This window comes from Sphingobium sp. B8D3A (genome assembly GCF_025961995.1).
In the GTDB taxonomy this organism is placed as follows: domain Bacteria; phylum Pseudomonadota; class Alphaproteobacteria; order Sphingomonadales; family Sphingomonadaceae; genus Sphingobium.
In genome coordinates this window covers 2956089-2977500 of sequence record NZ_JAOQOS010000001.1, presented here as the reverse complement: position 1 = coordinate 2977500, position 21412 = coordinate 2956089, and the positions used below count along the sequence as shown (strand labels likewise).

Here is a 21412-nt window from a genome sequence, read left to right as displayed (position 1 = left end):
AGACAGCTCTGCTTTCAGTGCGTCGATCCGCGTCGTCCCCTTCGCTTAGGTCAGGTCTTCGGGCGGAAGTTTCGTCCCGATTTCCTCGCTCTTTTCGACGAGTTGAATGAGTTCGGCAGGCTTCAACTCTCGCACCAACTGATCGAACGTGCATTGCGCGGGCGCTTTGTCAGGGCGCCATCGGTGGAAGCGGGTGCCGTGGCGGAACCGCCCTGCGGTGATCTGGTCATAGATGACCTCGGCGATCAGCCCATGATCGAGCGCAATATAATCACCGCTCTTGTCGGGATTCCAGCGGCTGGGTCCGCCGGGCGCCTTTCCGGTAAACCCCGGCCCGCCTTCATGCGGCTTGAGTGTTTTGATCAGGGCCTTGCGCTCGGTGGCGGGGAAACCCGAGCTGAATCCGACAAGATCGAGATGACCAGTCTGAGTATAGAGCCCAAGGAGCAGTGAGGCGACATCGCCCTTGGCAGTCTTGCGATATCCGCCAACCACGCAATCGGCCGTGCGCAATTGCTTCACCTTCCGCATCGCGCGTTCCCCTGGTCGATAGGGCTCGTCGAGCGACTTGGCGATCACGCCATCAAGGGCGCCGCCCGTTTCGGCTAGCCAGGTTTTTGCTTGCTCCAGCGATTCTGAGGCCGGCGACAGGATCAGTGATGAATTGGCTATCGAGCTGTATAGCGCCTCAAGCGCGCCCCGTCGTTCCGCCAGCGGCTTGTCGCGAAGGTTGCTGCTGCCGATTGCCAGCGCGTCGAACAGGATAAGCTGCGCGGGTGTCTCCCTCGAGAGCTTGGCGATGCGCGAGGCAGCGGGATGGAGGCGGGCCTGAAGCGCATCGAAGGAGAGATGATCGCCAATCGGGATCACCAGTTCGCCGTCAAGGAGCAGGTGCTTCTCAGGAAGGTTGCGAATATGTGCAATCATTTCCGGAAAGTAGCGGCCGAGCGGCTTGCCCGATTTGGACCATATCTCGATATTGTCGCCCTCGCGCGCAGCGATCGCGCGAAAGCCATCCCATTTGGGTTCATACTGCCAGCCGGGTGACTCGGGCAGTTCCTCGACCAAAACCGCTTCCATGGGCGCAAGCGGAGCCTTGCTGTCGTCAGTATGGGTTGATTTCGAGCGAGCCATGCCAGGATAACCCCTGGCGGGGAGAGCGGTTGCCCGGGCTGGCAGTCCATTCAGTCGGCAGACCGGCGTACCTTTCAGCATATGCGGTGTTACGAGCCATGTGCCGATTGAGATGGGCCGCTCCATCGTTCCATCGCACGGGACCCCGCCACCGAGCGCTCTCTTGGCTATGTCCACGGCCTTAGCGGAGGGTGGGGCAGGGGGCATTGGTCGTGATAGCGTTGTTCAAATGTCGATGGGCGGTTGCTGAAAGCTGTCATTGATTCAGACCTAAGCGGCCATACGGGCATCCAACTCTGAATGGCGTAAGTTGGTCAGGAGCGGACAGGGTGATTAGTTCCGGCTGCACATGAGGATACTATCGCGTGCTCCTAAAAACACGTGGGTGCAGGCTGTCCGGAAAGACTGCAGGCTTGTCGCGTCAGCGTAATCCCAAAGATCAGGGCGAATCATTGCCATGTCTTTCACGACCTATGCTTCCTCAAAATGCAGCACTTCGCAAACATCGATGCCGAACTGGCGGCGGTTGCATATGACGATGGCGTGCCCTTCCTGGTCACCCACGGCGCACATGATCGGCAGATCAGCGTTCAATATGCCCACGACTGCTACGCGCAACTGGTCAACAGCCCCCGGCGCGAACTCAAGATGTTCACCGAGCGCGAGGGCGGGGTGGAGCATGTCGGCGCTGACAATATGTCTTACGGGCGCGATTATATTGCTGACTGGTTCGCCCAGACGCTGGGTGGCCACACGAGTTGAACGGGCACGGTCGCGTAAGCGACGCCTGTGATAACGCGTGGCCAGAACGCTGAGCTTAGCGGATATTGTGGACAAGCGAGATATTCCACACACATGCCCTAGACGGGCCTCAGTGGAAGTCGCGTGATTTCGGCAGAATCCTGACATTGCGGGGATGGTCATTGAGGCGGGGGCGCTGCGGGTTGCGGATTTCGTCGCCGCGCGCGGTTTGCGGGGCCATGGGGGGATGATCGGCGAGGTCATCGAGCATTGCTGTGCGATCGATCACCCGCCGGACCATCAGGTGGACCACGCCTTCCTTGCTCTTCTGGATTTCACCCTCGATCAGCATCAGGCGCGCGGCCATCACGGCGCGGCGCTGCTTGTCGAGATCGCGTGCCCAGAGCAGCGCGTTGACGATCCCCGTTTCGTCCTCGATCGTGATGAACACGGCATTGCCCTTGCCGGGCCGCTGCCGGGTCAGGACCACGCCGGCGACGCGCGCCCTGCGGCCATCGGGCAGCGCATTGGCGGCCGCGCAGGATCGCACGCCTTCGCGGGTGAGCGCAGCGCGCAGAAACTGCATCGGATGCCCCTTCAGCGAGAGCCGCGCGGTCTGGTAATCGGCCACCACTTCCTCGGAGAGCGGCATGGCGGGCAGGCGCGGATCGGCTTCGCGGCCCAGTTCCGGCGCATCGGCAAAGGCGAACAGCGGCAGCTGGGTTGGCGGCGTGCGGCGCACCTCCCACAAGGCATCGCGGCGCGACTCCGCCAGCGTGCCAAAAGCATCGGCATCGGCCAGCTTGCGCAAGGCCTGGGGAGGCAGACTGGCCCGCCGGGCGAGATCTTCGATAGAAACGAACGCGCCGGCCTGCCGGGCCTGTGCGATCGTGTCGGCCCATCCCTGCCGGAAGCCGTCGATGCGTGAAAATCCCAGCCGCAACGCCAGCGCAGCGCCGGCCGGTCCTTCCAGCGTGCTATCCCATTCGCTGGCATTCACGTCGACCGCACGGACCTCCACGCCATGCTCCTGCGCATCGCGCACCAGCTGCGCGGGCGCATAAAAGCCCATCGGCTGGCTGTTGAGCAGGGCGCAGGTGAACGCAGCCGGGTGGCGGCATTTCAGCCATGATGAGACATAAGCGAGCCATCCAAAGGCCTGGGCATGGCTTTCGGGAAAGCCATATTCGCCAAAACCCTCGATCTGTTGATAGCAGCGTTCGGCAAAGTCCCGCTCATAGCCGCGCGCCACCATGCCTTCGACCAGCAGGCTCTGGTAATTATGCACCGTTCCGTGATGGCGGAAGGTGGCCATGGCGCGCCGCAACCCATCGGCCTGCGGCGGCGTGAACTTGGCCGCGACGATGGCCAGCTTCATGGCCTGTTCCTGGAACAGCGGCACGCCCAATGTCTTGCCCAATACCTCGCGCAGCTCGTTGGGATCGTTCGGCGGGGCAGGGCTGGGGAAGACCACGGCCTCCTCCTTGTTGCGACGACGCAAATAGGGATGGACCATGCCGCCCTGGATCGGCCCGGGACGGACGATCGCCACCTGAATGACCAGATCGTACAGCTCCTTCGGCCTCATCCTTGGCAGCATGGCGATCTGCGCGCGACTTTCGACCTGAAAGGTGCCGATGCTGTCGCCGCGCTGGAGCATGGCGTAGGTCGCCTTGTCCTCGCGCGGCACCGTGGCCAGCTTCAGGTCCGCCAGACCGTGCGTGCGCAGCAGGTCGAAGCTCTTGCGGATGCAGGTCAGCATCCCGAGTGCCAGCACATCCACCTTCATCAGGCCCAGCGCGTCGATATCGTCCTTGTCCCATTCGATGAAGGTGCGATCGGGCATGGCGCCATTGTGAATGGGCACCAGTTCGTCGAGCCGGCTCTCGGTCAGCACGAATCCGCCGACATGCTGAGAGAGATGGCGGGGATATTCGAGCAGGCGCTCAACCAGCGTGCGCAGCCGGCCGACTTCGGGATTGTCAGGATCAAATCCTGCCTCCTCGATCCGCGGGGAGGGTACCCGACTACCGCCGGGCGAGCCCCAGATGGTCGAGGCGATCCGCGCGGTCACGTCCTCGGTCAGGCCCAGCGCCTTGCCCACTTCGCGGATCGCGCTGCGCGGACGGTAATGGATTACCGTGGCGGCAATGCCGGCCCGCTCGCGGCCATAGCGGGCATAGATATACTGCATGATTTCCTCGCGGCGCTCATGCTCGAAATCCACGTCGATATCGGGCGGTTCATGGCGCTCTTCCGAGAGGAAGCGCGAGAACAGCAGCTTCTCCCGCACCGGATCAATCGGGGTGATGCCGAGGAAATAGCAGACCAGCGAATTGGCCGCGCTGCCCCGGCCCTGGCACAGGATCGGCTGCTCGAGGCTGCGGGCGTGGCGCACGATATCGTGCACGGTGAGGAAGTAATAAGCGTAGTTCCGCTTGCGGATCAGCGCATATTCCTCGTCCAGCACCGCTTGGTATTTTTCGGGCAGGCCATCGGGGAAATATTCGCGGCCACCCTCCTGCACCAGATGTTCCAGCCAGGCTTGCGGCTGCCAGCCTTCGGGCACCGGTTCGTGCGGATATTCATAGCGCAGGTCATCGAGCGTGAAGGCGATGCGCGAGAGGATGTCCGTGCTGGCCGTCACGGCTTGCGGACAGGTGCGGAACAGGCGGGCCATTTCGGCAGGCGGCTTGAGATGGCGTTCGGCGTTGGCCAGCAGGCGGCGGCCCGCCGCAGCGATGGTCGTGCCTTCGCGAATGCAGGTCAGGATATCGTGCAGCGGTCGCGCATCGGGATGATCGTAGAGCGCATCGCACGTGGCGAGCAGAGGTACGCCGCAAGCCGCACCCAGCGCCTGGGCTTGCGCCAGCCGCCGCGCATCCGCGCCGCTGCGCTGCATGGTCGCCGCCAGCCACACCGCGCCGGGACGCGCCTCCGTCAGCCGCTCCAACAGGTTCCGGTCGCGTCCGGTGGCGATCAGCAGCAGGTCGTCGGCATGATCGAGCAGATCCGGCAGATTGAGCGTGCAATCACCCTTTTCCGCGCGGCGGTTGCCCAGCGTCAACAGCCGCGTCAGCCGACCCCAGCCATGGCGGGTGGCGGGATAGGCGACGATATCCGGCGTCCCATCCGCAAAGACCAGCCGCGCGCCGACGGCGAGGCGGAAACCGGTGGCAGGCCCGCCGACCTCCCGCCAGGCCACATGCGCGCGCACCACGCCGGCCACCGTGTTGCGATCCGCAATGCCCAGCCCGGCCATGCTCAGATGATGCGCCTGCGCCACCATATGCGCGGGATGCGAAGCGCCGCGCAGGAAGCTGTAATTGGTGGCCGCGACCAGCTCTGCGAAAGGGGGCGGGTCGCTCATGCGAACAGCCCGTGGAGATACCAGTTCGGATCGGGCTTTTCATCATAAAGCCCATGGCGGAAGATCCAGTAGCGTCGCCCGCGCACGTCCTCGATCCGGTAATAGTCCCGCGTCAGCCCGGCCTTGCCAGGGGCTTCACCGCCCTTGCGCCGCCACCATTCGGAGGCGATCCGCTCGGGGCCTTCATAGAGCCGCACCTCGTGCAGCCTGCGTTTCCAGCGGAAGCGGTGCGGCGGGCCGTCCGGCACTTGCGCGATCACCTCCACCGGCTGCGGCGGATCGAACAGGAACAGCGGCCGCAAGGGCGGCTCGCCCACCGGCGGCGTGGGCCATGGAAGGGGCGCACGGGCGTGGATCGCCGGCAAGGCAAGCTGCGCCTGTTCGGGAATATGGCTGTCCTGCGGCTCAAGGCGACACAGGCTGGCCGGCCCCAGGCGGGTGCTCAACCGGTCGATCAGATCGGCCAGCGCGCCGGCATCCTGCTCGCTGCCATCCAGAGCCGGCTGGCTGGTGCCGAGTGGCTCGGTGACGGGTAGGAACAAGGTGATGCGGTCATAGCCAAAGCCGGGGTCGAGCGGATCGGCCAGCGTCCCGATGCGTTCGTCGAACAGGCGCAACACCGGCGCCGGATCGCGCGTGGGCAGACCGGTCTCGATCGCCAGCCGATGGCGCGCGCCATCGCTGCGGAACAATGTCAGGACAAAGCGCCGGCCCCCCAGTCCGCGCTCATCGAGTGTCCGGGCCGCCTCGCGCAGCAGGTCGAGAAAACAGCCGGCGATGCTGGCCTGCAAGGCAACCGGCTCGGCAAAACGGCGCTCGAAATGGAGTGGCTCGGGCTGTGCGAGCGGATCGATCGGCGCCTGTTCCTCGCCCAGCAGGCGGCGCAAGGCAGTCACCGCGTCCGCCCCGAATCGCGCGGCGATGCTGGCGGCGGCCCGCGACGCCAGATCGCCGATGGTCTTCAGCCCGGCGCGGCGCAAGGCGAGCGTCGCCTCTTCGTCCAGCCCCAGCGCCAGCACGGGCAGCGCCCGCAGCGCCTCCCGCTCGCTGGTGACGGGCAGGCGGGCATGACGGGCCAGCGCCTGCGCGCCCTGCGCGGTAGAGGCTGTGGCCATGCGCACGCTCATGCCAATCGCGGCGAAGGCATCCTCGGCCTGCGCGGCCAGGCCTGCCTCGCCGCCGAACAGATGGTCGCTTCCCGCAATATCCAGCGTTATCCCATCGGGCGGGGCGAGGGTGACATGCGGTGACCAGGCGATGCAATGCCGGGCCAGCCGCTGCAGCCAGTGACGGTCGGCCTCTTCGTCCATGTCGGCCACGATGAGGTCGGGCTGCAGCGCGCGGGCATCGGCCAGCGTCTGGCCCGGCAAGATGCCGAGCGCGTGGGCCTGCGCATCGACGGCGCACAGCCGCAATGCGCCCTTGATCTTGGCGACGAGAACCAGCGGCCCGTCAGGCTGCCCGCCGGTCCCCGCGCTGTCGATCCCCTGCTGAATCCGCAGCCTTTCTGTGGGCAGGAGCGGAAACCACAGCGCCAGATAGCGCCGCTTCACGGAACAAGCGTCGGTCACGGTCCCACTCCAGCCGCCAGGAAAGGCCGCAAGGGCCGGAACGCTGGCGCAGCAAGGTCACATCGAAGGTCGGCAGTCCGGGCGCATTGCCTGGCAGCGCGAGCGAAGGTGCGGCGGCCACCTGCCAGCGGGTCTGTGCCGCGCTGGGCACGGGCGGCGCGTCCGGGCGCAGCACCAGCAATGTCACGCCGGATTTCTCTGCCGCCAGAGTCAGGCGGCGGCTGGCGGTCAGGTCCAGCGCGGGCATCGGCCCCCAGCCTTCCACCACGACTGCGCTCAGGCCAGAGCAGCGCAAGGCATCCACGGCCGCGCGCAGCAGGTCCATGCCGTCCCTGACGGTGCCGATCAGCCCCAGGCCGGGGGCGCCGCCCAGTTCGGCCCAGCCATGGCCCTGCGCCACGCCGCCTTTTCGGCTCGCCTGTCGCTCGCGGAGCCACAGCACCTTGCCCTCGGCCTCGCTCAGACCCGTCGCCAGCGAGACGACGAAACCCGCCGCTGCCGCGACATCGTCCACCTCTGCCGCATAGACTTCATGCACCCGCCCGCGCGCCAGCCCGCCGCCCAGCAGCGTATCGATCGCGGCGATGCCGAACGCCTTTCGGGAGGGGGCATCCGGCATCGCGTGATCGCACAAAAGGGCAGGGGCGAGTCTCATATGTTCCTATTATGTTCCTATTCTGAGCAGGGTCAAGGGATCGTTCCGACAGCTTGTCCGATCGCGGCCCAAGCCACTGGAGTCGAACGATCATTGGTCCGTCACGCCTCTGACAGAGGGTCACAAGGGCGGTTCCCTCGCCGGGCATTTCGCTTGACAAGGCAGCCCTGCAGGACGGAATAAACTACAACGACGTATCACGATTTATCCGCTGCCCATGCGGAAGCTGCACGTCATGAGGGGGAGATTACAGGGGATGCGGTTCAGCTCAGCCGTCGGCAAAGCGCTCATACTTGCTCTGTTCGGATCGCTCGCCCAAACGGCTGTGGCGGCCGAGAATTGCCCGTCGCCGGGCATGACCAAGGCCGATTTCGAGCGCTATTTCCTCTGTTTCAATGCGCGCGATTATGCCTGCTTCACCAGCTATTACGATGCCGATGTCGTCTTGGTGAAAGGTGGCAAATGGCCCGATCTCAAGGGGCGCGAGGCGATCATCGCCTTCTATCGCGACGTCGATGCCCGTGGGCTGCAGGAGCATGTCACCCCGCACGCCATCGAGGTGCAACCGCAGGGCGCGACGGTCGATCTGGAAGCGCATTTTCAGGCCACCAGCGACTGGCCCGACTTTGGCTCGCGGCCCTTGAAGGCGGGCGATGACTGGCGGTTGCGCGGCGTGCTGCTCTACGAGATTCCATGCGGCAAGATCACCCGCATCCGGCCCCGCCCGCGTCCCGTGCAGCCATGATCGCGCGTCCCATCCGGGGGCTGGCCGCGATGGCCGCGCTCCTGCTCGCCGCCCCGGCAATGGCTGCCGGACCTGCCGCACCGGCGGCCTGTGACCGCACCTGCCTCACCGAGATCATGGACCAGTATCTGGCCGCCATGGTCGCGCGTGCGCCCGCTCGGGCGCCGATGGCAGCGCAATATCGCGCGACGGAGGATGCGCAGGAGGTCCGTCTCGGCGCGGGCCTGTGGCAGACGGCGACCGGCCTCGGCACCTATCGCATCGACCTCGCCGATCCGGTGAGCGGCACCGTCGGCTATATCGGCGAGGTGCTGGAAGGGGAGGGCAAGGTCACCATCGCGCTGCGCCTCAAGGTGGCGGATCGCAAGATCACCGAGGTGGAGACGATTCTCGGGCGCGGGCGGGTGCCGGGATCATCGATCGTGCCGGCGCCGCGCGCGTCGTTCCGCAATATCGTTCCGCCCGCCGAGCGGCTGACCCGCCAGCAGATGATCCAAACGGCCAATGCCAATTTCGACGCACTGCTCGCGGCCGACGGCTCCCTTTATGCGGAGGATTGCCAGCGCATCGAGAATCGCATGGCGATGAGCAGCAATGCGGAACTCAACTATCCCATCGGCACGATCCCCGGCGTGCCCAAGCCGCATTTCGGCAGCATGGGCTGCGGCCAGCAGATCAGCCTGCACCTCTTCGACCAGCTTGACGCGGTCGAGCCCCGCCGCTTCCTCCTGCTCGATGAGGAGAAGCAGCTCGTCTTCGGCGTCTATGTCATGCGCTGGTACAAGAACGGCCGGTGCAACGAGATCCCCGGCTATGGCACGATCTGCCATGACAAGCCCCGCCAGCCGGTCTCATTGCTCAACGCGGAAATCCTCGGCGTGCGCGGCGGCAAGATTCACGAGGTCGAGGCGATCTTCAAATTCGCCGCTTATGAGGCCGACAGCGGCTGGCAGGGCGATCTGCGCGATGCCGGGTCCGGCGGGGAGAACTGAGCGATGATCCGCTTTGCATGGCGTGCCGCCGCCCTCGCGCTGCTGCTCTCCCCCGGCTTGCCGACGCTGGCACGGGAGGTCGCGCCTGCGTGCGACCGCGCCTGCCTCTATGCGCATGTGGACCGCTATCTCGCCGCCGTCGAGCAGGGGACGCCAGCCGGTCTCGACCTCGCACCGGACTTTCGCGCCACCGAGAATGGCGTGCCGGTGGCGCCGGGCGAGGGGCTCTGGCAGACGACGGATGGCTATAGCAGCTACCAGGCGCGCGCCGCCGATGTGGCCGCAGGCCAAGTCGCGGTGCTGGGAGAAGTGAAGGAGGCCGGCAAGACCGTCGGCTATGCCACGCGCCTCAAGATCGTCGCCGGGCGGATCGCGGAAGCCGAGACGGTGATCGGCCGGTCATTCGCGCCGCAGCATCCCTCCATGCCGACCGAGGTCAGAGCAGGCCTGCGCACCATCGTGCCCAAGCGCGAGCGCCTGTCCCGCGCCGAAATGATCGCACTGGCCGACCGGAACTTCGATAATATGCTGCGCAACAAGGGCGATCATTTCGCGCCGGATTGCCAGCGGATCGAAAACCGGATGCCGATGAGCGGCAACCCGCAACTGGCCTATCCCGTTACGCCCATCCCCGGCAAACCGCTGCCGCATTTCGGCAGCATGAGCTGTCAGGCGCAGGTGGAGGCGCATCTGTTCGATACGCTCGATAAGGTCGATCCGCGTCGCACTCTGGTGGTGGATGAGGAACAGCAGGTGCTGTTCGGCGTGTTTTCCCTGCGCTTTTATGGGCGGACCGAGTGCAACGACATTCCGGGCTATGGTCGCACCTGCCCCGCCAAGCCGAGGGGGCCGATGTCGCTGCTCAGCGGCGAGATGCTGGGCATGCGGGGCGGCAAGGTGCGCGAGGTCGAGCTGATCTTCACGCGCCTGCCTTATGAGGCCGGGCAGGGCTGGGCACCCTGAGCGGGCGGCGCCGCAGGACACCCGAGCCTGCCTATCCCGCCACGCCCGTCAGCGCGGCTTGACGCTGTTCTCCATCTTGGCGCCGAAGTGATCGGCCAGGTCCTTGCCGGTGAAGCCATGGGTCGATGAATCCGGGTCGAGCGGCAGCATCTGGCTGTCCCATGCGTCATAGGCCGCCTTCACCTGCGCCATTTTCTCCGGCATCCGGTCCTTGAGGTTCGCGCGCTCCATCGGATCGTCGGCGACGTTGAACAGGAAGCTGTTCTGGAGAATCTTCAGATACTTCCAATCGCCCATGCGGCAGGCCTGCTGGTCCAGATTCTTGTAGCGCCAGCACAAGGTCCGCTCGCTCTTGCTGGAGGGGTCGGCGAGGTAAGGCAGCAGATTGATGCCGTCGCTGGGATAGGCCGGGTCCGGCGCACCGCCGGCCGCCGCGAGCAGGGTCGGCAGCCAGTCCATGGACATCATCACCTGATCGCTGGTGACCCCGGCAGGCACATAGGCCGGCCAGCGTACGATCGCGGGGATGCGAAGGCCACCTTCCAGCAACTCGGTCTTGCGACCCGTGAACGGCCAGGTGTCGGAGAAGCGCTCGCCGCCATTGTCGCTGGTGAAGATCACGATGGTATCGTCCGCGATGCCAAGGTCGTCCAGCCGCTGCAGGATGCGCCCGACCTGCATGTCCAGCCGCGTCACCATCTGGGCATAGATGCGCTGCGAGCCGCCGTCATAATGCATCAGCGCCGTCGGCTTGCCATCGGCATCCAGCCTGGTGGCCTCGGCCTCGTCGCCCGGCCCCTCCCAGGGCCAGTGCGGCGCGTTGACGTGCAGCGAGATGAAGAAGGGCTTGTCGCCCTGGGCGGCGGTGCTGATCGTCTCCAGCGCGCGCTCGGCCAGAAGATCGGTGAGATAGCCTTTCTCGAAGACCTCGCGGTCATCGTCCCACAGGTCGTGACGCCCGGCATATTTATGCGTGAAATAGTCCACGCCGCCGCCCCGGAATCCCCAGAAATGGTCATAGCCGCTCTTGAGCGGGCCATATTTGGGCAGGGCGCCCAGATGCCATTTGCCGATCAGCGTCGTCCCATAACCCACCGCCCGCAGCAGCGACGGGAGAGTGGGATGCTCGGGTGGCAGGCCGACAGGGCGCTGAGCGAGCGGCTCCTCAAGGCCGATGGGCAGGCGGTTCTGATAACGCCCGGTGATGAGGCCCGTGCGCGTCGCCGAGCAGACGGCGGAATTGGCATAGCCTTGCAGGAAGCGCATGCCGTCCGCCGCGAGACTGTCGATCGCCGGGGTTTCATAGTCACGCCGACCATAGCAGGAGAGGTCGGCATAGCCCATGTCGTCGGCCATGATGAACAGGATGTTCGGCTGCTTGCGTCGATTGCCCGATGCCTTCTTAGGCCGCGCGGCCTGCGCCGTCGAACCGGCCCCCACCATGCCGGCGCCGATGACGCCCAAAGATTGGCCGAGCACGCTGCGGCGAGTCACGTCAAGGTCGGTCAACTTGGGTCTCCGTCTGACTTTCGCTCATGTGGCAGCGATTGAACGGGCGAGGCAACAGATGTACGGGCAATGGCATTTATAACGCACAGGCTATGGCTGAATGATGAGTGTCCTGCAAAGCCTGCCATTTACCCTGCGCCAGCTGGTGATCTTCGAGACGCTTGCCGAGACACGCAGCTTCGCCGGCAGCGCGGACTTGCTGGGCATTTCCCAGGCGTCGGTGAGCAGCCAGTTCAAGGCGCTGGAAGCGCAGCTCGGGGTCGCGCTGATGGCCCGCAGCGCGGGGCGGCGTCCAGAACTCACGCCGGAGGGCGACCGCTTCCTCGCCGACTTGAGGATATTTTCCAGCGCGGCCGATCAACTGGCGGCACACCGCCTGCGCAGGCCCGGCCCGCGCGAGATCGTGCGCTTTCGCATTCTGCTGGGGCAAGGCCTCGCCGATCATTATGTGCGGCCAAGGCTGGACAGGTTTCTGGCGGCCCATCCCCACATCGTTCTGGAGTTCGACACCCGCATTCCGAGCCACGAATCGACACTCGCGGCCAGCAGTGGCACCTATGACTTCGTGCTGATCCACCAGCCTGCCGATGAGCCCGTGGCGGAAGCGATGCGGTCGCTGGGGCGGGTGTCGGGCGGCATCTTCGGCAACCGCAAACTGGCCGCAGGCCGCGAGGTGCCGCTCTCTCCCGCAGAGGTGGCGCGCTTGCCCTTCGCCTTGCCGTCCGGGCGCGATGATGGGGCGGAGCAGCGCCTGCGCCGCAAGCTGGCATCCTTTGGCGTGCAGCCCACCAACATCGTGGCGCGGGTGCAATTTTTCGATGTGATCATTGCCATGGTGGCGCGCGGTCAGGCGGTCGCCAACCTCCCTGCAGCGATGATCCCGCCGGATATGCGGGGCAGGATCGTGCGGCTCTTCCCCCTGCATGACTGGCGGCTCGTCTTCCATCGGCGGGATGCCGAGGCGCAGGGGGACCGGGATGCGGTCGAGCGGCTGTTGCTGGAGAGCGTTGTCAAGAACCGCGCCTATGGCCTGATGCCCGATTGAGGCGTGGCGTCGCGGACAAGCGAACGCCGCGCTGCCGGTGGGTTCGGCAGCGCGGCGTTCCTGCGGTCAGATCACGTCGACGAGGACGATTTCGCTGTCCTCGATGGCCGTGATGCGCAGCACCTCCACATCGCTGATCGCGGCGCCGTCACGGGCATTCACCCGCACGTCCTCGATCTGCACGGCGCCGGTGGCGGGGACCAGATAGGCCTTGCGGTCCTTGCCGAGCGGATAGTCCGCCGTCTCGCCGGCACGCAGGGTCGCGCCCAGTACCCGGCCATCGGTGCGGATCGGCAGGGCGTCCTCATCCTCGGCATGGCCAGAGGCCAGGGTGACGAATTTGCCCGAGCGCTCGCCCTTGGGGAAAGGCTTGGCGCCCCATTGCGGCGGCTCGCCCTCGCGGGTGGGGATGATCCAGATCTGGAAGATCCGCGTGGTCACGTCCTCAAGATTATATTCCGAGTGGCGGATGCCGGTGCCGGCGCTCATCACCTGCACGTCACCCGCTTCCGTCCGGCCGACATTGCCCAAGCTGTCCTGATGGGTGATCGCGCCCTCGCGGACATAGGTGATGATCTCCATGTCGCGGTGCGGATGGGGCGGGAAGCCCGTCTGCGGCGCGATGGCATCGTCGTTCCACACCCGCAGGCTGCCGAAGTGGACCCGCGCAGGATCATGATAGCCGGCGAAGGAGAAGTGGTGATGGGCATCCAGCCAGCCATGGTTGGCGGCGCCGAGGCTATCGAAGGGGCGAAGGTCGATCATCGTATGTCTCCTTGTCAGAGGGAAGGTCGCGGACGTTCTGTCCGGCGTTGGAGACCGATTTAGGGCTTGTGAGCTTTGCTGTTCAGTGGGATAAAATAGACCATTATGTTCGAGAAAGTTGAATAGTGAGCACGCCCGGCACGCCAACGCTCGACCAGTTGCGCATTTTCCTCGCGGTGGTGGACAGCGGCAGCTTCGCGGCGGCGGGGCGGCGGCTCAACCGCGCCGTGTCGGTCATCAGCTATGGCATCGCCAATCTGGAGGCGCAGCTTGGCCTGACGCTGTTCGAGCGGGAGGGGACGCGCAAGCCGGAGCTGACCGTTGCCGGCCGGGCGCTGCTCGCCGATGCCCGTGCCGTCGCCCATGGCGTGGACGGGCTGCGCGCCCGCGTCAAAGGCCTGCTCGACGGGCTGGAGGCGGAAGTCGATCTGGCCGTTGACGTCATGCTGCCGGCCGAGCGGCTGGGCGCGGTGCTGCGCGCCTTCGCGCGCGAATACCCCACCGTCCAGCTCCGCCTGCATGTCGAGGCGCTGGGCGCTGTCCTCGCCATGGTGCGGGAGGGGCGGGCGATGATCGGCATTTCCGGCCCGCTCGCCATCGGCGCCGATGGGGTGGAGTGCGTCGCGGCGGGCTCGGTGCCGCTGGTGCCGGTCGCCGCGCCCGATCATCCGCTGGGGCAAATGGCGCAGATCCCGCCGGGCGCCGGGCGCGATTACACCCAGCTTGTGCTCACCGACCGCTCCCGCGCCACCGATGGGCAGGATTATTCGGTGTTAAGCCCCAAGACCTGGCGGCTGGCCGATCTGGGCGCCAAGCACGCCCTGCTGTGCGAGGGCGTCGGCTGGGGCAATATGCCGCTGCCCATGGTGGAGAGCGATCTCGTTGCCGGCACACTGGTGCGCCTCGCCATGCCCGATCATCCGGGCGGAACCTACCGCTTTGCCGGCATCTGGCGCCGGGATACGCCGCCCGGCCCGGCGGCTGAATGGCTGATCGCGCAGTTCGTCGAACGGGGCCGGGCCGATGCGGCGCTTGCCGGGATGATCGATCTTTGAACCCTGCCGCAACGGGATGCGCGCACCGGCAAGTTCCTGCGCAAACAATCGGCTAGGGACTGCGAGCGTCACCGGACGAGCGGGATAAACCCGGCGGCGTTACACGAGAGGATGTCTGCGCATGGACAGAGCCGCTTTGCTGGCATTGCTGGATGAGACCGTCGCGTCTCTGGGCGCCAATGATCCCCAGCGCTTGGCCCTCGCGCCCCGTTTGCGCTATACCGAGAACAGCGTCGAATTTCCCTTTGGCGATGGCGCCTGGAAGACGGTGACCGGCATCGGCGAGTATCGCTGGGATGTGGTGGACATACGCACCAGCAATGCCGCGCGCTTCGGCGTGCTGGAGGAGAGCGGCGACAAGGCGCTGTTCGTGCTGCGGATCGCGGCGCTGGAAACCGGCGCGCTCGCCGAGATCGAGCTGCTGGTGGCGCGCGCGACGGACAGCGGCGTTCCCTTCCTCAACACCGATCCCGCGCCGCGTCCGGGACTGACCGAGCCGGTCCCGCCAGCCTCCCGCACCGAACGGGCACGGATGCTCTCGCTGGCCGATGGCTATTTCTCCACGCTCGAGCAGAATGACGGCACGCTGCACACCCGCTTCACGGCGGATTGCGAGCGGCGCGAAAATGGCGTGCAGACCACGCACAATCCCCAGCCCGATCTGGCGCCGGTCGCCAAGATGGGCTGCGAGGAGCAGTTCCTGCTCGGCTATTACCGGTTCGACAACTGGATTCGCGCGCGGCGCTATCCGCTGGTGGACGAGGAGCAGGGCGTGGTCCTCTGCGGCGGCTTCATCGACCATGACGGGCAGACGCGCGACTATCAACTCACCAATGGCGAGACGCGCACCGGCTTTTTCCTTCGCCCGCACAGTTTCGCCTATCTGGAAGCCTTCAAGATCCGCGACGATGCCATTTCCGCCGTCGAAGCGGTGTTCCACTTCGTGCCCTACCGGATGCGCTCGCCCTGGGCCCAGGACGAGCGCGATCCGCGGCTGGCGAAGGCCTAAGCGGATGCCACCCCATCACACCCACCGTTGTCACCCCGGACTTGATCCGGGGTCCCGCTGCTTTCGGGCTTCGGCCAGCAGTAAAGCGGGACCCCGGGTCAAGCCCGGGGTGACGACGTGGAACCCATAATATCCCCCGACCCCAAGGAGCACCCCCATGTCCGATGATGTCTCAGCCCTGCGCGAGGAACTGGCGCGTTTGCGATCCGATCTGACGGCGCTCGCCGCCCGTGCCGACAAGGCCGATCATTATGTCGAAATCTGCAATCTCCAATGCGCTTATGGCTATTATGTCGACAAGGGCCGCTGGGACGATGCAGCCAAGCTGTTCGCCGAGGATGGCACGCTCGAGCTGGCCGGGCGCGGCGTCTATGTCGGGCGGGAGCGGGTGCGGGAATATCTCCACCATCTGCCGCCTTATGGTCCTGGCGTGCTGTACAATCACATGCAGCTCCAGCCGGTCGTCCACATCGATTGTGCCGCCGGCACTGCGAAGGCGCGCTGGCGCACGTTCATGATGGTCGGCGGCGTCGGGCGCGAGGCGCGCTGGGGCGAGGCGACCTATGAGAACAGCTACAAGATCGAGAATGGCAAGTGGCGGATCGCGCAGCTGCACGGCTATATGAACATCTACACCGAATATGATGAGGGCTGGCATCGCGGCGGCGTCCAGCTGCTGCGCTCGATCGATGGGCTGCAGCCCGATCTGCCGCCGACGATGCAGTATGAATCCTACCCCGAGCCGGTGATCGCGCCTTACCACTATAAGGAGGTGTAGGGCGGCCCGGGTTGCCCGCGCGCTGCCGCTCGCCGCTCAGTCGGTGGGCGGCGTGCGCTTGCTGTTGGGGTCGAATTTGAGCATCTCCACGCTCTTGAGCGCCGGGTCCCAATGCTCGGCGATCATGCCATTTTCGACCCGGAACAGGTCGAACCAGCTCGTCACATAAGGCTGCCCATCGGCATCCTTCTCAGGGCGCTCGAACACGCACATCACCATGTCCCGCTCCGCGATCATGTTGACCAGCGGCAGCATGATCCGCTCTTCGATCTCGCGGACCGGGCGCGAGCCCTTGATGAAGTCGATCAGCGGCTGGCGGCCGGAGGCGACATTGGGATTATGCTGGATATAGCCCTCGGCGATAAATTCGGCGGCCCGGTCGGCATGGCCTGCCTGCAGCACGGTGCGGTACATGTCCCAGACGAGGCGCTTGTTGGCCGCGAGCTGCGGATCGGCGCTCTCCAGCAAGGCAAGCTGGGCGTCGCGATCGGTAATGGCCTGGCTCATGCGGGTCTCCGTTGCAAAATGAGGGCGCGGTCAATGCGCCGTGGCGGTCGCCTGCGCCGCGCGGTGGTTGGTCCGCGCCGCGAGATACAACATCAGCCCGCCGAGCAGGAAGAAGATGGCGAACAGGCCGATGGCATAGCGCAGGCCCAGGGCCGAGGCCGCCGCGCAGGCCGATCCCTGAACCTGCCCGGCAGCCCCGGCGCACTGGGTGGCGAACTGGCTGCCGCCATAGATGAAGCTGGACGCCATGTCGCTGACCACGCCGACCGATGGCGGCCCCAGCCCCTGACCGAACAGATGGACCATCAGCAGGAACACGGCCGATCCGGTCGCCCGGCTGAAGCTGTCGAGCGAGCCGTGCAGCGTCGCGATCGCCGGCCCCATCGCGGTGTAGAAGGAGAAGGAGCCGACCAGCATCAGCGGAATGGCGATGAACAGCATGTTGCTGCTCAGCCCCGCCAGGAAGATCGGCACGCCGATCACGGTGCCGAGCGCCGGGAAGCCGAGCAGCCAGCGGGCATCGCGCCGGGCCATATGCTCGCTGCCATAGCCGCCGAGCAGCGTGCCAAAAAAGGCGGCAATGCCAGAGACGACGCCGAAGACCAGCCCCGCCTGCGCCGCATCCAGCCCGAAATTGCGGGAGAAGAAGGCCGGGAGGAACGTGTTTACCCCAAAGGCGCCAAGGCTGATGAAGGCGAGCCCGGCGAGCACATAGCGGATGCTCTTGTTGCCCAGCAGAAGCCGCACCACCTGCCAGGTGCCGAGCTTGCCCGATCCGGCAGCGGCGGGCGGCACGCTGCGCTCTGGCTCATGCAGGCAGAAGAAGCAGAGCAGGGCGATCAGCCCGCCCATCACGCCGAAGAACATGAAGGTGTCGCGCCAGCCGAAATGCTCGGCAATGGCGCCGCCCGCGAACGATCCGACCAGAGCCGCAACCGGCACGCCGAGCATATAGAGCGACAGGGCCGAGGCGCGCTTTTCCGGCGGCACCATGTCGGAGATCATCGAGTGCGGCGGCGCCTCGGTCGCCGCATTGCCCGCCGCCATGCCGCAGCGGCACAGGAAGAGCTGGAAGAAGCTGACGGTCGCGCCCGCCAGTGCCGTGAACACCGAGGCGAGCATCAGGAAGCTCGCGGTCACCCGCGCGCGGTTGTAACGTTCCGCCAGGCGCGCGATGGGCACGCTCGCAAAGGCGTTCACCACCGCGAAGGCCGTGCCGCCGAGCAGGCCGATCTGCAGATCGCTGAGCAGGAACTCGGCTTTGATCTTCTCGGCGATCAGCGCGATCATCACGCGGTCGAGGAAGCCGAAGGCGTTGATCGAGGCGAGCAGGATCAGGGCGACGGTGAGCTGTCTTCTGGTCACGTATATCTGTTCCCGGGTGGCAGGCCTGCCGGTCGGGCAGGCATCAAGCGGCAGGCCTGTCGGGATAGACGCTCAGCGCGACATGCCGATTGGATGGGAGCGCATGGACCTGACTGGTCGTGCTCGCGATCGCGATCCCACTTCCGGGCCGTTCAGTGCAGCGAGAAGAGATTGCGATAATCGCGCGGCGTAAGGCCGAAGCGCTGTTTGAACGCCCGGCTGAAATGCTGGGAATCGCTGAATCCCCAAAGGTGGGCGATCTCGGTGATCGAGCGGCGGGCGAGGGCCGGGTCGACCATCTCCTCGCGGCAGCGCTCCAGCCGCCGGTCCCAGATGGCGCGGGCAATGGTATAGGCTTCACCCTCGAACAGCTTGTGGATCGAGCGGCTGGACATGCTGAAATCCCGCGCGATGCGCGCGATGCTGAGGTCCGCATCGGCCAGATGCCGGTCGACATATTCCAGGATCGCCCGTCGCCGGCTTTCGCGCGGGTCGGGCATGGTCAGCACGTCATCGGCATGGATGGTCATGTTGACCAGATGGGCGATCTGGTCGCCGAGCAACTCGCGGTCCTGCATCCGCAGCGTGTTGCCGGTCATCACCGAGGCGCTGACGCTGGCATGGAGAATCTGGGCCGGCCCGCGCAGGAAGCTGCGGGGCTTGCGCCAGCGGTCAAGGCTCCAGCGGGGTGCAGCGAGCAGGCTGCACGGCACCGTCACGGCCAATTGGCGGCACTGGTCCGGCGCATGGATGGTGTAGGGCACATCCTTGCGCAGCGCGCACCACTGGCCGGCCTGCACATCATTGTAGAGCCCGCCCTGGCTGATCCGGGCGGTGCCTTCCTCCTGGAACAGCAGCTTCATGGTCGGTGGCGATCGCCGGTCGGCCATGTCGGGCAGGACAAGCCGGTGACTGCCCAGCGAAACGATGCAGAAGCGAAGCGCGCCGAAATCGCCGCCGCGCAGCGATGCCTCGCGATCATCCGCAAATTCGATGTGGGGCGCCTGCGTGACGGCGCACCATTGCCGGCTGCGCTCGACGCGGCTCGATGCCTTTGTGGTGAAGATGTGCATCCCCGTGGCTCCTCTCGCATCCTGGCCGGGGTCTTGCGCCCTCGGTCCGGCTTTTGCGCACGCTAGACCCCATATCGGGGCCTGTCCAGCAGACCGCCACACTGTTGATTTTGTCTCCAGTGCGGCGCTGGTCAGAAAGATGCGTCGCGAGACAAGTTTGCCCGCAGGCGCGCTGATAGCAGGGTCCTCAGCCGCATCATGGACATGTATTTGAGATGACGTTGAAAGTGCCATTGCCCCTTGCCGCTGAGGCGCGTCATTTCATTGGCGGCGCATGGACGCCCCCTGCGACCGGCGACCGGCTGCCGGTGGAAAACCCCGCGACCGGCGCGGTCTTTACCGAGGTCGGTGCGGGCACTGCGGCGGATATCGATCGGGCCGTACAGGCGGCCGAATCGGCGATGGTCGCGGCCCGGCGCACGCGCTGGACGCCAGCCCAGCGGCAGGATGCCCTGCTGGCACTGGCGCAGGCAGTGGAGCGCCATGCCGAGGATTTCGCGCTGCTCGAAACGCTCGATACCGGCAAGCCGATCAGCAACAGCCGGCGGGTCGACGTGCCCGGCACCGCAGCGACCTTGCGCTACTTCGCCGGCTGGGCGACCAAGCTCACCGGCGAAAGCATGGAACTCTCGCAGCCTGGCGAAACGACGGCGTACACGCTGCGCGAACCGGTCGGCGTGGTCGGCCACATCATCCCGTGGAATTATCCGCTGATGGGCGCGGCGTTCAAGCTCGGCCCCGCCATTGCGGCGGGCTGCGCGGTGGTGCTCAAGCCGGCGGAGCAATCCTCGCTCTCCGCGCTCAAGCTGGCTGAACTGGCTGTGGCTTGCGGCGTTCCGCCGGGCTTCTTCAATGTCGTGACCGGCCTTGGTCCGGTCGTGGGCGCGGCGCTGGTCGATCATCCCGGCGTCGCTAAGATCAGCTTCACCGGATCGACGGCGACCGGCACGCAGATCGCGGCCGACTGCGCGCGGCAGATGAAGCGGGTGACGGTGGAACTGGGCGGCAAATCGCCGGTCATCGTCTTTGCCGACGCCGATCTCGATGCCGCCGCGCGCGCCATCGCCATGAACATCTTCTTCAACAGCGGGCAGACCTGCTCGGCCGGCTCGCGCCTGTTCGTGCATCGATCCGTCGCCGATGCGCTGGTGGAGAAGATCGCCCGCATCGGCGCGGCGATGACGATCGGCGATCCGCTCGATCCCGCGACCCAGCTCGGGCCGGTGATCACGCAGGCGCAGCGGGCGCGGATCATGGGCTTTGTCGAGGGCGCCCTCACGCAGGGCGCCAGCCGCGCCGGCGGCGACATCGCCCTGCCGGAGCAAGGCTATTATGTCGCGCCAACGGTGCTCGGCTCCGTGCATGCCGGCATGGCCGCGGTGGACGAGGAGATATTCGGCCCCGTGCTGTGCGCGATCCCCTTTGACACCGACGATCTCGACGAGATTGCCGCGCTGGCCAATGCGAGCCGCTATGGCCTCTCCGCCTATGTCTGGACGGGCAGCCTCTCGCGGGCGCATGGCATGGTCAGTCGCCTCCGGGCCGGGACCGTGCGAGTGAACAGCAGCGCTGGCGACATCGCGATGCCCGCAGGCGGCGTCAGGCAATCCGGCTTCGGCCGCGAAAATGGGAGAGCCGGGGTGGAAGCCTATACCGAACTCAAATCCGTGACGATCGCGCACGATCATCAGGGCCGCGATCATGGCTGAGGCAAGCAGCGCGCCCGTGCCCGGCTTCGCGCCGGCCTTCCGCATGACACCGATGCGCGCCTTTCCGGTCACGGTCGGCGAGATCGCGACCGGTGGCCAGCGCAGCTATGTGTCCATCGGCGGCGGCACCTTCGTAGGCGAGGGGCTTGAGGGCCGGTTGGTCGGTGGCAGCGAGATGCATCTGCTGCGCGCCGATGGCGTCACGGTCGTCGAAGCCTCTTATTATGTCGCCTTCAGCGATGGCAGTTTCGCCCGCTGCTTCGGCAATGGCTATCGCACCCGCGCGCCGGATTTCGAGGGACTGCGGCTCGCCTTGCTGTTCGAGGCCGCCGAGGATGGCGGCGTCGCCCATCTGGCACGATTGGCGTTCGTTGCCGAGCAGGCCGAGGGCAGCCCTGTCCTCAACATCGAGAGGATCGTCTGACC

18 protein-coding genes and 1 pseudogene are annotated in these 21412 nt (G+C 66.0%); 10 read left to right on the top strand and 9 right to left on the bottom strand.

The window, feature by feature from the left end; genetic code table 11:
- Nucleotides 1-45 precede the first annotated feature (45 nt).
- Nucleotides 46-1260, bottom strand: coding sequence for an ATP-dependent DNA ligase (locus M2342_RS13760; RefSeq protein ID WP_264579511.1), 1215 nt, complete (start codon nt 1258-1260; stop codon nt 46-48).
- A 417-nt stretch (nt 1261-1677) separates the two neighbouring features.
- Here M2342_RS13760 and M2342_RS13755 point away from each other — a divergent pair.
- A pseudogene (locus tag M2342_RS13755) lies at nt 1678-1896 on the top strand (alpha/beta hydrolase); the annotation flags it as partial.
- A gap of 109 nt (nt 1897-2005) precedes the next feature.
- Here M2342_RS13755 and M2342_RS13750 read toward each other — a convergent pair.
- The 3 genes from M2342_RS13750 to M2342_RS13740 are packed head-to-tail and all read right to left on the bottom strand — an operon-like array spanning nt 2006 to nt 7471.
- A complete protein-coding gene (locus M2342_RS13750) occupies nt 2006-5245 on the bottom strand; it encodes an error-prone DNA polymerase (protein WP_264579510.1) in 3240 nt (1079 codons plus the stop codon).
- Complete coding sequence (locus M2342_RS13745) at nt 5242-6816, bottom strand: Y-family DNA polymerase (protein ID WP_264579509.1); 1575 nt, start codon at nt 6814-6816, stop codon at nt 5242-5244. The genes M2342_RS13750 and M2342_RS13745 overlap by 4 nt, the downstream gene beginning before the upstream one ends.
- Complete coding sequence (locus M2342_RS13740; RefSeq protein WP_264579508.1) at nt 6698-7471, bottom strand: ImuA family protein; 774 nt, start codon at nt 7469-7471, stop codon at nt 6698-6700. Before M2342_RS13740 ends, M2342_RS13745 begins: the two co-directional genes overlap by 119 nt.
- A gap of 256 nt (nt 7472-7727) precedes the next feature.
- Between M2342_RS13740 and M2342_RS13735 the strand changes: the two genes are divergently transcribed.
- From M2342_RS13735 to M2342_RS13725, 3 genes are read left to right on the top strand one after another with little or no spacing between them, the layout of a single operon-like run.
- The gene (locus M2342_RS13735; protein WP_264579507.1) at nt 7728-8216 is read left to right on the top strand and encodes a nuclear transport factor 2 family protein; all 489 of its coding nucleotides are present in this window, start codon (nt 7728-7730) and stop codon (nt 8214-8216) included.
- Nucleotides 8213-9208 (top strand): hypothetical protein, encoded by a 996-nt coding sequence (locus tag M2342_RS13730; protein WP_264579506.1) that lies wholly within the window; start codon nt 8213-8215, stop codon nt 9206-9208. The genes M2342_RS13735 and M2342_RS13730 overlap by 4 nt, the downstream gene beginning before the upstream one ends.
- A gap of 3 nt (nt 9209-9211) precedes the next feature.
- Nucleotides 9212-10171: a hypothetical protein gene (locus M2342_RS13725; protein ID WP_264579505.1), complete on the top strand. Its 960-nt coding sequence runs from the start codon at nt 9212-9214 to the stop codon at nt 10169-10171.
- A gap of 48 nt (nt 10172-10219) precedes the next feature.
- Here M2342_RS13725 and M2342_RS13720 read toward each other — a convergent pair whose 3' ends face one another.
- On the bottom strand, nt 10220-11680 hold the full coding sequence (locus tag M2342_RS13720; protein ID WP_264579504.1) for a sulfatase-like hydrolase/transferase: 1461 nt from the start codon (nt 11678-11680) through the stop codon (nt 10220-10222).
- Between the two features lie 100 nt (nt 11681-11780).
- Here M2342_RS13720 and M2342_RS13715 point away from each other — a divergent pair, with 100 nt between their 5' ends.
- Nucleotides 11781-12725, top strand: a complete 945-nt coding sequence (locus M2342_RS13715) for a LysR family transcriptional regulator (protein WP_264579503.1) — start codon at nt 11781-11783, stop codon at nt 12723-12725.
- Nucleotides 12726-12791: 66 nt separating this feature from the next.
- Here the strand turns inward: M2342_RS13715 and M2342_RS13710 are convergent, their stop codons facing one another.
- Nucleotides 12792-13490: a pirin family protein gene (locus M2342_RS13710; protein ID WP_181561336.1), complete on the bottom strand. Its 699-nt coding sequence runs from the start codon at nt 13488-13490 to the stop codon at nt 12792-12794.
- A gap of 125 nt (nt 13491-13615) precedes the next feature.
- Here M2342_RS13710 and M2342_RS13705 point away from each other — a divergent pair, with 125 nt between their 5' ends.
- The 3 genes from M2342_RS13705 to M2342_RS13695 all read left to right on the top strand — a co-directional run bounded on the left by M2342_RS13705 (nt 13616) and on the right by M2342_RS13695 (nt 16332).
- Nucleotides 13616-14545 carry a LysR family transcriptional regulator gene (locus M2342_RS13705; RefSeq protein WP_264579502.1) on the top strand — a complete coding sequence of 310 codons (930 nt, stop codon included), beginning with the start codon at nt 13616-13618 and terminating at the stop codon, nt 14543-14545.
- A 121-nt stretch (nt 14546-14666) separates the two neighbouring features.
- Nucleotides 14667-15554 carry a hypothetical protein gene (locus M2342_RS13700; RefSeq protein WP_264579501.1) on the top strand — a complete coding sequence of 296 codons (888 nt, stop codon included), beginning with the start codon at nt 14667-14669 and terminating at the stop codon, nt 15552-15554.
- A 157-nt stretch (nt 15555-15711) separates the two neighbouring features.
- Entirely contained in the window at nt 15712-16332 is a 621-nt protein-coding gene (locus M2342_RS13695; protein ID WP_181558933.1) for a nuclear transport factor 2 family protein, read from the top strand.
- 36 nt (nt 16333-16368) lie between these two features.
- Here M2342_RS13695 and M2342_RS13690 read toward each other — a convergent pair whose 3' ends face one another.
- The 3 genes from M2342_RS13690 to M2342_RS13680 form a co-directional block, all read right to left on the bottom strand.
- Complete coding sequence (locus tag M2342_RS13690; RefSeq protein WP_264579500.1) at nt 16369-16839, bottom strand: nuclear transport factor 2 family protein; 471 nt, start codon at nt 16837-16839, stop codon at nt 16369-16371.
- 30 nt (nt 16840-16869) lie between these two features.
- Nucleotides 16870-18204, bottom strand: a complete 1335-nt coding sequence (locus M2342_RS13685; protein WP_264579499.1) for an MFS transporter — start codon at nt 18202-18204, stop codon at nt 16870-16872.
- Nucleotides 18205-18356: 152 nt separating this feature from the next.
- Nucleotides 18357-19277, bottom strand: coding sequence for a helix-turn-helix domain-containing protein (locus tag M2342_RS13680; protein WP_264579498.1), 921 nt, complete (start codon nt 19275-19277; stop codon nt 18357-18359).
- Between the two features lie 215 nt (nt 19278-19492).
- On the opposite strand from M2342_RS13680, the gene M2342_RS13675 reads away from it, so the two are divergent.
- A complete protein-coding gene (locus M2342_RS13675) occupies nt 19493-20986 on the top strand; it encodes an aldehyde dehydrogenase family protein (RefSeq protein ID WP_264579497.1) in 1494 nt (497 codons plus the stop codon).
- A complete protein-coding gene (locus tag M2342_RS13670) occupies nt 20979-21410 on the top strand; it encodes a DUF3237 family protein (RefSeq protein WP_181558938.1) in 432 nt (143 codons plus the stop codon). Before M2342_RS13675 ends, M2342_RS13670 begins: the two co-directional genes overlap by 8 nt.
- Nucleotides 21411-21412: the final 2 nt, after the last annotated feature.